The organism is Arenibacter amylolyticus (genome assembly GCF_002150785.1).
In the GTDB taxonomy this organism is placed as follows: domain Bacteria; phylum Bacteroidota; class Bacteroidia; order Flavobacteriales; family Flavobacteriaceae; genus Arenibacter; species Arenibacter amylolyticus.
Window position 1 is genome coordinate 129376 of the sequence record NZ_MTAZ01000004.1, and the last position, 16090, is coordinate 145465.

At 41.1% G+C, this 16090-nt stretch carries 13 protein-coding genes and 1 tRNA gene; 3 read left to right on the plus strand and 11 right to left on the minus strand.

Features of this window, described 5'->3' with window-relative positions:
* Positions 1-13: 13 nt before the first annotated feature.
* The 8 genes from BV214_RS01325 to BV214_RS01365 all read right to left on the minus strand — a co-directional run bounded on the left by BV214_RS01325 (position 14) and on the right by BV214_RS01365 (position 7913).
* A complete protein-coding gene (locus tag BV214_RS01325; protein WP_176328433.1) occupies positions 14-796 on the minus strand; it encodes a UDP-2,3-diacylglucosamine diphosphatase in 783 nt (260 codons plus the stop codon).
* A gap of 10 nt (positions 797-806) precedes the next feature.
* Entirely contained in the window at positions 807-1256 is a 450-nt protein-coding gene (locus BV214_RS01330) for a 6-pyruvoyl trahydropterin synthase family protein (protein ID WP_086475669.1), read from the minus strand.
* A 40-nt stretch (positions 1257-1296) separates the two neighbouring features.
* Complete coding sequence (locus tag BV214_RS01335; RefSeq protein ID WP_086475670.1) at positions 1297-2508, minus strand: CehA/McbA family metallohydrolase domain-containing protein; 1212 nt, start codon at positions 2506-2508, stop codon at positions 1297-1299.
* 296 nt (positions 2509-2804) lie between these two features.
* The gene (gene nhaA, locus BV214_RS01345) at positions 2805-4130 is read right to left on the minus strand and encodes a Na+/H+ antiporter NhaA (protein WP_086475672.1); all 1326 of its coding nucleotides are present in this window, start codon (positions 4128-4130) and stop codon (positions 2805-2807) included.
* 580 nt (positions 4131-4710) lie between these two features.
* Complete coding sequence (locus BV214_RS01350) at positions 4711-5187, minus strand: DUF4199 domain-containing protein (RefSeq protein ID WP_086475673.1); 477 nt, start codon at positions 5185-5187, stop codon at positions 4711-4713.
* A 3-nt stretch (positions 5188-5190) separates the two neighbouring features.
* The gene (locus BV214_RS01355) at positions 5191-5958 is read right to left on the minus strand and encodes an enoyl-CoA hydratase/isomerase family protein (protein ID WP_086475674.1); all 768 of its coding nucleotides are present in this window, start codon (positions 5956-5958) and stop codon (positions 5191-5193) included.
* Between the two features lie 108 nt (positions 5959-6066).
* Positions 6067-7401, minus strand: coding sequence for an MATE family efflux transporter (locus tag BV214_RS01360; RefSeq protein WP_086475675.1), 1335 nt, complete (start codon positions 7399-7401; stop codon positions 6067-6069).
* An 11-nt stretch (positions 7402-7412) separates the two neighbouring features.
* Complete coding sequence (locus BV214_RS01365; RefSeq protein WP_086475676.1) at positions 7413-7913, minus strand: GNAT family N-acetyltransferase; 501 nt, start codon at positions 7911-7913, stop codon at positions 7413-7415.
* Between the two features lie 264 nt (positions 7914-8177).
* On the opposite strand from BV214_RS01365, the gene BV214_RS01370 reads away from it, so the two are divergent.
* Positions 8178-8254 (plus strand) — tRNA-Ala (locus BV214_RS01370).
* An 85-nt stretch (positions 8255-8339) separates the two neighbouring features.
* Here the strand turns inward: BV214_RS01370 and BV214_RS01375 are convergent.
* The 3 genes from BV214_RS01375 to BV214_RS01385 form a co-directional block, all read right to left on the minus strand.
* Complete coding sequence (locus tag BV214_RS01375) at positions 8340-9512, minus strand: MFS transporter (RefSeq protein ID WP_086475677.1); 1173 nt, start codon at positions 9510-9512, stop codon at positions 8340-8342.
* Between the two features lie 114 nt (positions 9513-9626).
* A complete protein-coding gene (locus BV214_RS01380) occupies positions 9627-10877 on the minus strand; it encodes an amidohydrolase family protein (protein WP_245806726.1) in 1251 nt (416 codons plus the stop codon).
* A gap of 584 nt (positions 10878-11461) precedes the next feature.
* Complete coding sequence (locus tag BV214_RS01385; RefSeq protein WP_086475679.1) at positions 11462-11962, minus strand: Lrp/AsnC family transcriptional regulator; 501 nt, start codon at positions 11960-11962, stop codon at positions 11462-11464.
* Between the two features lie 73 nt (positions 11963-12035).
* On the opposite strand from BV214_RS01385, the gene BV214_RS01390 reads away from it, so the two are divergent.
* Positions 12036-13355: a hypothetical protein gene (locus tag BV214_RS01390; RefSeq protein WP_140157699.1), complete on the plus strand. Its 1320-nt coding sequence runs from the start codon at positions 12036-12038 to the stop codon at positions 13353-13355.
* A 42-nt stretch (positions 13356-13397) separates the two neighbouring features.
* Complete coding sequence (locus tag BV214_RS01395; RefSeq protein WP_245806727.1) at positions 13398-16019, plus strand: TonB-dependent receptor; 2622 nt, start codon at positions 13398-13400, stop codon at positions 16017-16019.
* Positions 16020-16090: the final 71 nt, after the last annotated feature.

Below are 16090 nucleotides of genomic sequence, written 5' to 3' on the forward strand. Positions count from 1 at the left end.
TAGCATGGCCGGATTAGCGATTGCTAGCCTCGGGTTTATAGGTCTCTAAGGAGAGTTTGTTGTCTTGGAATACCGCATAGGTGAAATAAGTAATCCAATCTCCTAGATTTACGTAGGTGGATGTTGGATTCAGTTTTATTTCCAAAGGGAGGTGGCGATGCCCAAATATAAAGTAATCGTAATGTTGTTGTTCCAATTTTCGTCTGCAATAATGTACCAGCCACTCGTTTTCCTCCCCTAGAAATTGTACGTCCTCATCGCCAGAAATCATCTTGTTCTTAACGGATAGGTATTGTGCCAACTTTACGCCCAAATCTGGATGCAGCCAGTTGTACAACCACTTGGACAAGGGGTTGGTAAATACCTTTTTCATGCGCTTATAACCTTTGTCTCCTGGTCCCAAGCCGTCTCCATGACCTATTAGGCATACCTTGTTGTTTATGGAAAATACCTGAGGTTTATGAAATACCGGTATATTCAGCTCCTCTTCAAAATAGCCGTTCATCCAAAGGTCGTGGTTGCCTACAAAATAATAAATGGGGATGCCTGCATCCGAAATTTCCGCTAGTTTGCCCAGAGTACGTGTGAAACCTCTTGGAACCACCGTCTTATATTCGAACCAAAAATCGAATAGATCGCCCAATAAAAATATAGCGGCGGCATCTTTTTTAACCTCGTCCAACCATGCCACCAATTTTTTTTCCCTCGGGAAACTCAATTGGGGAGTAGGGGCACCTAGGTGATGATCGCTGGAAAAGTATACTTTCTTGCCTTCTGGGACTGTAATGGACTTCATCTAGGGATCTTTAATTGTCCGACGCGTACCATTCTGCAAAGGAAGAATCGGTTTCCTGCAGTCTAAGGGAAAATAGTTGGATGTTCTCTGGCAACCTTCCTTTAATCTTCTCGGCAAAGTGGATTACCATATTCTCACTGGTAGGTTGGTAATCGGCCAAAATAACGTTGTGTCCCCTATTGGTGAGTTCCTCAGCCAATTCTACATGGGGGGTGTTTTTGTTGAAAACGGTCGCGTGATCATATTTGTCCACCACTTCTTCCATCACTATTTTTTTTAGGTCACCAAAATCAATGACCATACCCAGCTTAACATGGGAGGTATCGGTAATAGGGGTTCCAATGACCGTTACGGAAAGTTTATAGCTATGTCCGTGTACGTTCTTGCATTTGCCATCATAGCCGTATAGGGCGTGCCCTGTCTCAAAATTAAACTGTTTGGTAATACGAATTTTACTCATAACTGTAGTTTGCGCTACAAAGGTAACCCATTCCTGTTAATTAAGGAGCTTTAAGTATAGGCTGTGTCCATGCCAACTCGTATTTCATATTTTCTATAGGATTTTCCTGGGGTTTGTCTGAGGTGATTTTTGCACGTACAAAGAGGAGGTCTTTTGGAAATTCAAATCGCGCTTTTGCGGCGTCCACAGATAGGAGTTCCCTTGTTTCTGTCTCTCCCTTCAGGCAGCCGATAAAAGAAATGGTGTAGCCTACCCCAGGCTCTGCAGCTACTGCAATGGTGAGAGCGTCATCGCTATGGTCCAAACTTGCGAGGGTAACACCGGTGCTGGCATAAAAATCACCCTTTTCCATGGCATGGATTAAGGAGGGGGCAGACAAGGTATCGGCCTGGACCATTACCCAGCCTCTTCCAGCATTGCTCCATTTATGCCCTTTTCTATGGTAGTTATGTGAATCGTCTGTGGCCAATCCGTACATCAGGGGTTTGTTATTGGCGATATAGGAGATGTTGATAAGGTCCCACATTTCTTCGGTGGAAATGTGAAGGGAATCGCCTAAATTATGTACCATGGGATGTCCGTTATATACTTCAAAAAACTGTTCTCCTTCAAGGGCTATCATGTCCTCTAAAGTAATACTGTAAAAAAAGTTGGGGTGATTAATGTGGGGCATAATGGGGGCTCCTGTTTCCCGACGCTGCTTTAAAATCTGGTTCAAATTGTTCTGCATGGTTTCTAGGACGCTATTGCCGCCCTGAGGATCTATTTTTTCTTGTATGTTTGTGGCATTAATATGCACATGCTTGTCCTCAAATCTATCCGTGATTTCTTCGGATTGGATTACCAAAAACTCCCCCTCTTTCTCAAATAGCTTACGGTATTCCTCGTAGGTTTTTAGTCGGACTAAGGTATTGGTCGACTCCTTATTGGTTTCTGCCCATTCTTCCCCATAAATGGTCAAGTAGTTATTATAGCTTTTTTGAAAAAGGGAATCGCTACGCACTGGTATCCATTTTTCCTCCATGGCAATGGTATTGTGGTCCGATAAGGCTATAAATTGATAGTTATTGGATTTGTACCAATGTAGGATTGGTTCGGGGAACTCGTCCCCATCGCTCCAAAAGGAATGGGTGTGAAGATTACCCTTATACCATGCTTTCCCTTCTTTGTGTTTTGTAGGACGAGGTTGTTCTTTGCAAGCTGATAGCACTAACAACATCACTATGGTCAGGGAGGTAAGGGGGTTTTTCATGGGTGGTTGGCTTATGCTAAGAAAGATAATAAATCTATCTCAATTTGGAGGTATGGGGTTGAAAATGATGAGGTTGTTCGTGAACGAATCATTTTTCTTTTTTATGTTTCCCTCATTTTCGTGGCTATAGATGCTCTCCATAGCTTCATGGGCATTATTGGGAAAATAGTCACGGGCCGTATGCTCATAGGAAATAAAAATGCCCGTCTACTAGCGTGGTAAACGGGCATTTCCTTTTTAAAACAGCTACCCCCCTTCATTACTGCCTCGTTTGGCTATGGAGAGAGCTGTGTATGCTATTTGGCTTCTTGTTTGCTCAATAAAAAATAACCTACGAAGGCTCCAATGATGGAGGCCACAAAGATGCCTATTTTGGCTTGTACCAGATAGGTTTCACTTGTAAACGCCAAGGAGGTAATAAACAAGGACATGGTGAATCCAATAGAGGCCAAGAACCCAAGCCCGAATAAGTTTCTAATAGTCATCCCAGTAGGAAGGGGGGCTACCTTAAGTTTTACAAGCAAGAGCGTAAACCCTACTACCCCAACGATCTTCCCTACTACAAGGCCAAGGGCTATCCCTAGTGCAATATTGGTGCTTAACAATTGCTCCATATCAATGGCTACGGAAACACCTGCATTGGCCAAAGCAAAAACAGGGATAATGAAAAAGGTAACAAAAGGATGCATTCCGTGTTCCAAGCGTTGTAGCGGCGGAATTATCTTTTTGGTATCGTCCTTTAGATTATCCAGGATGTGTATTTGCTCACTGGTTAAGGTGGGGATATTATGGTCTGGGTCGGCAGATTTAAATTTTGCAAGGTAATTTTGGATTTTTACTATATAGGTGTTTTCCTTGATGCTCATATCCGCAGGAATGGTAAATGCGGCTAGAACGGAAGCAATGGTCGCATGAACACCAGATAGCAAAAAGGCGGTCCAAACTCCCACGATTCCTAAGATGGCATAAAATAGAATGTTTCTAATCCCCATTTTATTCCCGATAAACATAATAAAGACACATCCTAAACCAATGGAAAGGCTTAGTATGGAAATATCTGAAGTGTAGAAAAATGCAATTACTAAAACAGCTATTAAATCGTCTATAATGGCCAAAGCGGTTAAAAACACCTTTAAGGATAATGGAATTTTATCACCTAAGAGGTAGAGCACGCCAAGGGCAAAGGCAATGTCCGTAGCCATTGGAATACCCCAACCATTGCTGGCTTCACCAGTAGGGTTTAATAGGATATAGATAATAGCGGGAATCATTACACCTCCAAGGGCACCACCAATGGGGAGTAGGGCATTTCTAGGATTGGATAGTTCCCCTCCTACAATCTCTCGCTTTAGTTCCAAACCAAGCACAAAAAAGAAAACCGCCATTAGCCCGTCATTGATCCAATGGAGTAGACTATAATTGAGAAAAGATTCCCCGTTGAATTGAAAGCCTAGTTTCTGTTCAAAAAAACTGAAGTAATATTCGGATAAGGGTGAATTTGCTAAAATCATGGCAATTATCACGCTAATTCCTAGAACAATTCCTCCAGATTTTTGTTGATGCATAAAAGTTTGAATGGGTTTGGTAACCCTGTCAATGGGGTAAGTTTTTTCTCCTGTCATAATTTTCTTTTCATTTTTACATGTAGCTTTACAAAACTACATTTTTAAAATTATCAGGTGCATTTTTGCCGAAAATTTTCAATACAAAAATTATCGGTCAAATCCATGAAATATTATAGGAGATTTAAAGTGGTTATAGGATTGACAGTCAGGTCTGTGTAGGGAGTCCACAGTCTTAAGGTGCTTGCTGAAAGTATGCATTCTACTTTAAATAGTCCGTGAAAATTCATGAGTTGCCGTGCTTAGGCCTATCTGCCTTGATGATATTTTGATAGGTGAAAAATTAAAGAAACATGTTTGGTAACTCGGGAACCCTAAATCCAAAACCTACACTCCATGGTGTGCAATACCATGTGCTTATCGTAATTCCCCTAAGCAGCTATTTAGGAAACGATGGGCTCCGCGCACTGCGAACCCTTTAGATAAACTACCTTTTGTATTTACGCCTATTGTTGAGTCTATTTACAAAATACATCACAAGAACAAGTAGGGCAAGAAGCGGAAATACCAGGTCTCCATTAAGAAATGCTATTATATCCATGACTATTTATCGGACTTATAAAACGAATAAAATCACTACTTATTGTTTTTTTACAAAATAAGCTACAATGGCCGAGGTAACTACCCCCATGGTTAAAGCGCCAAAAAAGGCTTGTAGCATATAACTCCCTAGGCTAAAGTACCCCTCTGCAATCTCCCTGTTCATTTTTTTGGTTTCTACGGAGTATTCAATAATGTTGTTAAAATAATCGGGAGAGATAACGGTACTGCTGATGTATTGGGTAAGCGGACTAAAGAGTGCGATGATGATAGTCATGGTTACCCCGGCGGTAAAGCCTTGTTTCCAGCTCATTTTACCTTCGTAGTCGTTGTTTCTCTTATCTAACAGGGCCAATACGTAAATAGTAATGGCTACAAGGGCAAATAAGTTGGTGTAAATAGCGTGTTTAGCAATATGTACATCGTGCAGTCCCACGTACTTTTCTAAAATCATCCAGGCCAGAACGGCTAGAAGAAACCTAATGGCCCATTTAAACTCGAGGCGGATTTTACTCATTTTTTATTTTTTAAATTTTTGAAGTACAGTTTTGGTGTGTTCGGACAGGGCTAAAGTTCCGGTCATTTCTGCCCGTTCTATTAATAGGGTCTCCCATTGGTTGGTGCCTTCCCAAAGTATCTTACGCCATTCTTCCAAGGCTTCGGGATTGTATTTTGCCAGGTTTTCCGTGAATAGCATTATTTCACGGTCCATAGAGGCAGTGGTATTAAAAATCTTGGAAAACAGGCCTTTTTCCTGTGCCCAATAGGCATTTTTCCATTCGGTGGGTGCCAAGGAAAGCTCGGACAATGCTGCTACTCCTATTTTGCGTTGTACTGCTGGAGCAATGACTAGAGGCGCAATTCCAATGGTGAGCTCGGATAAACGTATAGCGGCTGCTTCCGCCGCAAATACATAATCGCAGGCTGCAATAATTCCCAGTCCGCCACCCACGGTTTTCCCCTGGATTCTGCCCACAATTACTTTTTTACAACGTCTCATGGCGTTTATAATATTGGCGAACCCACTAAAGAACACCTTGCCCTCGGCCGCAGTGCTTACCTGTGTAAGCTGATTAAAGGATGCGCCAGCACAAAAGGTGCCATCGCCCTCCGATTTTAAGATAATAACCCGGACACTGGGATCTTCGGAACACTCATCAAAAGCTTTTGTGAGTCGATCCATAAGCTCCAATACAAAGGAGTTGCTGGCCGGGTGGCCAAATTCTACCGTTGCAATACCGTTGTCTATCTTAACGTATAAACTGCCGTTTGTTCTAGTTGTACCCATTGTCCTATAAATTTGAGAAATAATCCCCCCTATGGTCCGCTCTGGACCCGTATTGGTTATTTGTGGATTATGTTTTTAAGGAAACGTTCCTTAATGGTTCACCCAAAATTAAACGTTTTGTAGTAGCGGGCGAAACTTTTGCCTAAATTTCCAGACCAAAGCCCCACCACGTATCAACATCCAAATAGTAAAGGCTGCCCATATCCCATAAATTCCCCACCCTAAATATTTTCCAAGGTACAATAGCGGAATAAAGGCCAAAAAAGATGCTACAAGTAAAACGTTTCTCAAGTATTTCATTTCGCCAAGCCCTTTAAATAAGCCATCAAAGACAAAAGCAATCATATTTAAGGGCATACTGAGTATCAAAATAAAGAAAATAGCGTAGAAGGTTTCCAAGACCGCTGGGTCATTAGAAAAGACACGTCCAATAGGGTAATAAAATAGAAAACCAAGGGTTACTAATCCCAGGCTTACGACCAGGCCGTAGGTGGTTATCTTCTTTGCCAAGAGCCATAGACCGTTGTAATTCCTAGCGCCTAGGAGTTTTCCACCCATTATATTACCTGCGGCTCCGTATCCATCAATGAAAAAGGCCGAGAACAACCAAAGGTTTATCGCGATGGTATGTGCTCCAATATACCTATCTCCCAAGGAGGTAGCTTCCCTTACGGCGAGAATCATAGCGGCATTCAGTGCCAGTGCACGTACAAATAGGTTTAAACTCATTACTACGAGTCGGCCTAATTCTGGGTGAATTGGCAATCTAAGGGCCAAGCTGATATCGGTTTTGGTAATCAAAAGAACAAAGGCCATGATGGCCATCACCCCTTGGGCCATAAGGCTGGCCCAAGCAGCGCCTTCCAAATACATAGGAGATATATAACCCTCAATACCATACACCAAAATGATGTCTAATACAATATTTAAAACTGCCCCTGTAATGGCAATCAGCATGGGGTAATAGGTGTTTTGTAGACCGCGAAATATACCCATTACCGCAAATACGAAGAGGGTTAGGGGGAAGCCCCAAACGCGTATGGAATAGTAAGCGATACATAGCTCTAGAATTTTGCCTGTTGCATTCATCAGGACAAAAATTTCTTCCACTATAAAAATGGTGGAAAGAAGAACAAGAATACTCATGGATATATTTAAAAATATCGCTTGGGCAGGGAGGGCCAAAATCTTATCTTTTTTGTCTGCACCCACATATTGGGAGATAATGGCCGAAATGGCACTTCTTGTCTGGCCCAACACCCAAATAAGCATGGACAGGAAAGATCCAACAATACCTGTTGCAGCAAGGGATTCCATCCCGAATTCGGGAATGTTTCCTACGATTGCGGTATCTGTAATAGACAGTACGGGTTCTGCAATGCCTGCAATGGTGGCGGGTATGGCCAACTTATTAATCGACCTTAAATTTATTCCGGTATTCAATGGATCAACTTTTACAGTATTAGTTCGTAGCAAAGAAAAGGGTATTTGCTCTGTTTCGGAAAAAAGATGTGGCCCACTTCCTGGTAGCCTCTATTTTTATAAAAGGTATTGTTGCCTTCGTTTTTGCTAAAGGTGTCCAACCGCACCGAGACGGCCCTATTGGTGCGGGCATATTCCTCCGCATACTCCATGAGCAGTTTTCCATATCCTTTCTTCTGATGCTGGGGATGTACTGCCAAACGGTGTATGTAGTAATTGTGCTGGTTAGGAGTAGTCCAAGAGACGGAATGATACTCTGGATCCATAAAGGTAGAAATTACAATAGTCCCTATTATTTCTTGGTCAGTCTTTAAGAGGTAAAGTTCACCCCTACTTATATCCTTCTCAAATTTTTCTTGGGAAGGGTAACTTTCGTTCCATTGATAAATACCCACTTCTACCAAGGCCTTGGCACAGGCGGCAGTAAGCTTAAGAATTTCGGGGATGTCAGACTCCTTTGCCAAACAAATCATTCGCTAGCTTATTTAATAATTGGGCAAATTTATGGTTTTAAAGCTAGTAGAGATAGCTATTGTAGCGGCATATTTTGGTTGGACCATAGATTAAATGTAGCGAAAATTAAAGAGAATTAGTGAATAGAGGAGGATATTGGGTGTACCTGCTGTTTATAAGCATTGGTTTTGCGGGTATTTGTTAAAAAGAAGGATCTATTTGTTAAATAGCTGAAATTGTATTTTGAAAATGCAATAAAAAGTATTTTCTTTGCACCGTTCTATGGGGGATTAGCTCAGCTGGCTAGAGCGCTTGCATGGCATGCAAGAGGTCATCGGTTCGACTCCGATATTCTCCACCAAATAGATAAAAAAGGCTTCCAAAATAAATGGAGGCCTTTTTTTATTTTCTTTACTTGTGGGTATGGATAGGTGTATAATCCACGCTTAGCTTAAAGACTTTTTCGCAAAAAAAGAAATAAGTATTCCTGGAATGGACAAAGCGATTGCCAAATAAACCAAGCTCATGGGAGAATAAATTCCTAGTAATAGTCCTGCTGCAGAAGATGCGATCATAATGGAAAAGTTAAATACGGAAGACTGCACAGAAGTGGCAACGTCTTTAGCGGTTTCTACCTGTCTACTTACTGCAGCCTGAAGCAAGGTTACCAATGGACCAAAAGAAACACCCCATAAAAAGAAAGCAACATGTCCCACACCTGTTGTGCTTCCGAATAGTAGAAAAATACCCATAGAGATAATCAGCAACCCAAACATCGCAATGGTTAAGAGCCTTAAGTATTTATCGGTATATTTTATAGCCAATAGAACAGAAAGCAAAGAACCTATTCCAAAATATAACAAGGCGCTTTCCACTCCCCCTGCTAACGCTATTTCATCAACCAGACTTGTGATATACACATACACCCCATAATGTGCAATTACCCCAAGTAGGGTGAGTAGTAGTACAATTAAAACCGCTGGTATTTTTAATAGTGCAAAAGGCGATGAGCTTTTAGTGAGTTTCTCTCCAGGAATGGAGGGTAGTACAAAGAAACTGATTATGGCAATGGCAATAATCACGCCTCCAAGTCCAATAAACTCTGTTCGCCACCCGTAATCATTACCAATAGCTGTCATTATAGGCATCCCTATGCTAATCCCCAGGGTAGTTCCCGCCATAATTACTGCGATAGCCTTTCCGTGATGTTGTTCATCTACTAAACGCATCCCATAAGCAGCAATCATTGGCCACATCACCCCGGCGCAAATTCCCCCTAGTACCCTAAGAATACCAATTATGGTATAGTTGTGAACAAGTCCGGCCACAATATTGGAAACAGCGAACCCAACTAGCAAAATTAGTAACAGGTATTTTCGGTTAACCTGCATGGTCATAGAAATAAGCGGAATCGCAAAAATAGCAGAAGCTATGGCGTAGTAACCCACTAAGTTGCCTGTTTGCACCTCGCTAATATTTAAATCGGTCATCATCTGTGGGAGCACCCCCGAAGGCATCAACTCGGACAGGATTCCCACAAAAGTGACAGATGACATTAGAATCATAATCAGCCACGGAAAAACACTTTTAGTTTGTGAAGAAATACTTTGTTTGCTCATAGTTTTGCAAATATATAATGAAAGTTGCCGTGGTCTTTTGGTTATTTGTGCAATAACTAAAACAGCCACGGCCACAGTCTTTTTTACGTGCTAATAATTTAGATGAAAATTAATTTATAGGCTCAAAGGAATATCGTATTCCACTTCTTTACGGCGGAAAAGGAATTCTCCATTACGTACAGATGCTAAAACATCTACTCTTTTACGGATAGCTTCATAAACAGAGCTTTCATTTAATACGATGAAGTTTGCTTGCTTTCCTACCTCTAAACCATATTGGTCTTGAATGTTTAAACAACGAGCTCCATTATAGGTAATTAGATCAAAATTAGTTGCTACTTCTTCCGGAGACATAATTTGAGCTAGGTGGATTCCGTTATCCAGGATATTCATCATATTACCACTACCCATAGGATACCAAGGATCGTTGATGGAGTCTTGTGCGAAAGCAACATTAATCCCTAAATCTAAGAACTCTTTCACCCTAGTGAGTCCGCGACGTTTTGGATAGGTGTCTTGTCTACCTTGTAGATAGGCATTTTCCGTGGGACAGGAGATAAAATTCATCTTGCTCTTTTGAAACAAATCCATCATTCTAAAGGCATAGGAATTATCTGCTGATCCAAAGGAACAGGTATGGCTGGCAGTGGTTCTACTTCCGTAGTCTTCCATGAGAACAAGGGCATTTAAAAGCTCCACAAAACGCGAATGTGGATCATCGGTTTCATCGCAGTGAACATCTATAAGTTTATCGTATTTTAAAGCAAGTTCAACGATGTCGTGAACAGATTTTTCTCCAAACTCCCTAGCAGGTTCGTAATGGGGAATTCCGCCCACAGCATCTGCCCCCATTTTAAGAGCTTCTTCCACTAAATCACGTCCGCCTTTATACATGTACATTCCTTCTTGTGGAAAGGCTACGATTTGAATATCAACGGTGTCTTTTAGTTCCTCCTTCATTTCCAGCATCGCTTTCAATGCCGTGAAGTTTGGGTCCGTAACATCTATGTGGGTACGGATGTGCTGTACCCCTTGGGAGACCTCATCCTTTATTCCTTTAAGGGCAAGCCTTTTTACACTTTCTACGGTCAGGGTTTCTTTAAATTTCGGCCATAATTCAATGGCTTCAAACAAGGTTCCAGAACCGGCCCCTTCTTGTCCAAGCTCAGATAAGGTATATACGTAGTCTAAATGCAAATGCGGATCTACATATGGAGGTAGCACAAGCTTTCCACGGAGGTCTATTTCCTCTTCGCATTGGGGTAAATTAGTTCCAATTTGAAGGATTTTTCCATTTTCTACAATCATTTCGCTTGCTGCATCGTTGCGGTAAAACTTCGCATTGAAAAACTTTTTTTTCATCATAGATTAATTTTTAAAATTTATATATCTCATTGGGAATTACAAGTTATCCCAATGAATGTTGGTCCACCCAATATGGATAGAACTGCGATCCTCGAAGTTGTAATTTTTTGCAATAAAGTGACCATAGGCCCTAAGATATGCCACATATAAAGGGAGCCATTGAATACTTATTGTCCTATAGGAGGAATGTAGGGGGTCTTGTTGATAATTGGCACCTAGACCACCCAATAGGTGTTTCTGAAAAACGGAAGTGAAATTTCTTGTTTGACACAAAAATAGGGTAATGTTTGTGATTTCGGAAGCACCTCTGACCTGGCAAAAGGAATGTTGGCCAAGATTTAACTAATTTGTAGCGATTTTAAGAATTCTATTAAGGATTTGGAGGTTGGTTAAAGGCTTAGATGCTTCTTGGGAGAGAAGGATTGTGGCAAAGCTTAGCTAGAGAAGTGCCAAAACAGGAATAGTTTTAGAGTTTTGTTCTACGGACTTGCACATTGTTAAACGCGAAATCACGTGGATTGTGCTTCCTTAGCTTTAAAAAACAACAACCTTAAACCTATATGCCTCGTATATGGAATTTCCTATTATTTATCGTGATCCAAGTAAATTGGAAATAGGGGGTTGAAGTTAAAGTCATAGATTAACGAGGTTTCTACACTCTTCACATAATCTTTGGTTACGTGGTCCATAATAAAATCCCTTAAATGGTCTTTGTCCCTGGCCGCGATGTAAAGTAAGAAGTCACTGTAGCCAGCCATGTGATAAATGCTTACCACTTCGGGTAATTTCTTCATGGAGCTCTTGAAGTCCTCTACCACTTCTTTGGTGTATTTCGTTAATTTTATAGATACCATAGCTTCAATATTGGTACCCAGTTTAGAAGAGTCAATAAACGCATGGAACCCAAAAAACATTTTATTTCGCTCCAATTTCCGCATTCTTTCGGAGCAGGTAGACTCTGCAATACCAACTTCAGCGGCAATTTGCTTATTAGATAGCCTTGCGTTCTTCTGTAAAAGCTTAATAATAAGCTCATCTATTTCATCTAATTCGGTGTTGCTGCCTTTTCTTCGAATACTATTCATGATAAGTGGGTGTATGTTGCTTTTCTTTACCTTGCGCCGCTATATTACGAATTTAAATTCAATTCAATACGCTATGGTGAACAATATTAGGAGAAGAATTAAGGAGTTAAAGGAAATTAGCTGGCACTACGATGCTGATATAATCAATTCATTAACCAAAAATATTTCGGATGCAGACTCAAAGCATATACTGTTACAGTACGCTAACGAGTTAGACCTGGCTACCTCCTTATGGAATTCCTTTATTGAAGAGGTACAAGAATCGGATATTAGCAGGTATTTGTCAGACTTAACACATCTTTCGGTGAATACGGTGGAAGAATCCAGGCTCATCCTCATCTTAAGAACTGCTATGGCCATAAAGAGAGGTTTGTTGGATACGGTCCCCAATGAGCTTGTTGTGCGCGGGGTGATGGATTTGTTAAGGGCGAATGGCAAGCGAACCAAGGTGTTTTATTTTTCCGATACCATAAAAGATGGGGATATAGCGAAATCCAAAATCAGGGATCACTATGAAATTATAAATGAAAAATATGGGGCTTTTGTTCAAGTAGTAGACTACATAGGCTCTACGCCGGGCAGAAGCCTGCAAACAGGGAGTCAGGTACTCGATTTATTAGGTAGTAGGGCCGAGTTGGAGTCGGATTATCACGAAAATACCATATGTAGATCGGTAAATGTTTTTGTAAATAACGCCAGTAGGGCTAAGTTTGCAGGCGAAGAAAAATCGAAGGGGTCAAATTGTCTTTGGGCAAGGGTGCGGGATCCTAAAACCAATGCCTTGCACAACATCATAGGTGTTGATAACGAGGTGTTTATGCCGTTCAGGGAGTATATTGAGGAATTGTATGTAATAAATGGCGTCCCAGATCACAATATGTTAAGTGATCTAAGTAAGGGAACACAATTTAGGTCGCTTAAACATTTTATCATTCCACAGGCACTTTCTGCAATTACAAGAGGCGGATGCCCTCCAGGATTTGCAGTAACAAAGGTGGCGGTGAATGATCAGATTCCTGGTTTGGAAATAGGGCCAAATGAGGTCATTATTGTAAACCCAGACCATTATTACAATGGTAAATCGCTCTCTAAATATGCGAGTGGAATGTTTGGAATAGCGGAATACCTTGGAGTGGAATTAGATACTGAAGTGAAAGCAGAGTTTTTCCATCCAGATACGAATGAGCTTATGGATACTAGAACGCTTATCATTACTGATCACCTTGGAAAGCATGGGGGTAGGGATACTATCACCAATGGTTCTAGTAGGGGGTTAAATGGTTTTATTCTTCCAGAAGTTGGGCGGTCATGGGATAAATCCAGTTTTAATGATTATGCATTCTATATAAAGGAGATGCCAATAGGGACAAGAGTAAAATTTTCGAGGGTATAAAGCCGAATACATAAAAATGAATACTTATATAAATTAATGTAAATGAAGTCGTTATTATTATTGTTAACATTGAGTTTTACGCTTTCCGTATCTGCCCAAAACATTTTTTCGGGAAAAATTGTAGATTCGGATAATCAACCTTTAGGCGGGGTAAACATCGTGATAGAGGGAACCAGCACCGGAACTACCTCCGATTTTGATGGAATGTTTTCCATTTCATCCAATTTAGAGCAACCAATTTTAATATTTTCCACTTTGGGCTTTAAAACTCAAAAGCTAAGAGGGGCTGCAGCGATGGTGGTTGTTATGCAAGAAGGGGCTGAGGCGCTTTCTGAGGTGGTATTGGTAGGGAGTAGAAACCCCAGACAGACTAAACTATCGACCCCTGCCGCGGTAGATGTGGTAGATGTTTCCAAGATAAAGCTCACTACAGCGCAAACAACGGCTAATGACCTGTTGTCTACCCTTGTTCCTTCTTTTAACTCTAACAGGCAGTCTTCCTCCGATGGTACGGAGCACGTAGATCCTGCCTCCTTAAGAGGTTTGGGGCCAGACCAAGTACTGGTATTAATTAACGGCAAGAGAAGGCACACCACCTCCCTATTAAATAATCAAGGGACCGTCGGTAATGGGACCGTAGGTACGGATTTGTCTTCTATTCCTTCTTCGGCCATAGATAGGATAGAGGTGCTTAGGGACGGAGCAGCTGCACAATATGGTTCGGATGCTATTGCAGGAGTAATAAATATTATTCTAAAGAAAAATATTGGAATGGAAGTAGGTGCCACCTATGGCGTTACCTCCGCTGGCGATGGGGAAACTTACAATTTCAACTTTAATTATGGAGCTGAGGTAGGGGAAAATGGAGGATTTATTAACCTTACCGCAGAATACAACGATAGGGGCAAGACTACAAGAACTCAAAACCATGAGCTTATCATATACGATCAATCCGATCTAGGTAATTACTTCGCCTATTTTGGAAATGAGGAAGCAAGACAACGCGATGATGAGTTAATCGCTGCGGCCGGATTAACAAGGGATGATTTCAATTTTCAAATAGGGGATGCTGCCATATCAAATGCACAGTTCTTTCTAAACTTTGAATTGCCTACTGGTGAAACTGGGAAGTTTTATGCTGCGGGCGGAGCTAACTTTAGAACGGGTACAGGATTTGGTTTTAGAAGATTGCCTTCGGAAGGCCATGTGCTAGAGATTTTCCCCAATGGTTTTCAGCCGGAATTAAGAACTAATGTTACCGATCATTCCATGATAACGGGTTTTAAAACACAATTAGGAACCTGGAATTTTGATGTAAGTAATACCATAGGAATCAATGACTTTAATTATACGGTCTCAAATACCGTGAATGATTTTCTAGGAGTAGATAGTCCAACTTCCTTTAGGGCTGGAGGTCATTCCTTCCTTCAAAATACCGCCAATCTAGATTTCTCTAAGTTTAACGAAACGGTAATGAGTGGATTGGGGATGGCTTTTGGAGCTGAATTTAGATATGAAAACTATCAGATACATGTAGGTGAAGAGGGATCGTACATTGGGGACGGGGCCAATTCCTTTCCCGGGTTTGCTCCTACCAATGAAGTAAACGAAGGGAGAACCTCTGTAGGGCTGTATGCCGACTTTGAACTTAACTTTACCGATAAATTTTTACTGGCACTAGCAGGTAGGTTCGAAGATTACAGTGATTTTGGGAATACTATCAATGGTAAGGTAGCCGCTAGGTATCGCCTTACCGATAATTTTGCGCTTAGAGGGGCCTATGGTACTGGGTATAGAGCCCCGTCCTTGCACCAGCAGTATTTTAATAATATTACCGTTGATATTGTCGATGGAAATTTAATTCACGCAGGTACCTTCAGAAATGATAGTAGCGTTGCCCAATCCTTGGGGATTCCAGCGCTTAAGGAAGAAACATCTACCAGTATAAGTGTTGGATTAACAGCAAGGGTCGCTAGAAACTTTCAGGTTACCTTAGATGCTTACAGAGTAGGGATTGATGATAGAATTATCTATACGGGCGATTTAGGAAATGACCCTTTTGGTGAGCCCGTACCAGCCTTACAAGAAATTTTTGAACCCTTTAATGTAGCTTCGGCACGCTTTTTCACCAATGCGGTAAATACCACTACTACCGGAGTAGATTTAGTGATGAATTATAGGGTGCCAATGGGTGTCAATAGCTTAAATTTCTCGCTATTGTATAATCATAATGAAAATGAAGTAGCGGATGGTATCAAAAATTTGCCATCCACCTTTATAGGTCAAGAAGAGGTATATTTTGGTGCGAAGGAAAGAAGTCTTATAGAGACTAATAACCCAAAGGATAAGGGGATATTTACCATAGATTTTACGGGTGATAAACTAGGATTGATGCTGAGAAACACCTATTGGGGCGAAGTTACCCGTAACGAAGCGCCCTTTGGAAGAGCTCAGCGACATGATGCAAAAGTAACCACCGATTTAAGTGCGACTTATAATTTTAATGGGAAATTATCTTTGGTAGCAGGGGTAAATAACCTGTTAGATGTTTATCCTGATGAGCAAATCATGGATAACAGCTATTTCGGGGTGTTTAAATACGCGCCCGTTCAAATGGGAACCAACGGAGCATTTTACTTTGCAAGATTAAACTATAAACTATAGGTAGTCTATAAATTTCAATCGCATTTAATGGAAAATAACCAAGCACTGCATCGCTATATTTTTGTGTAATA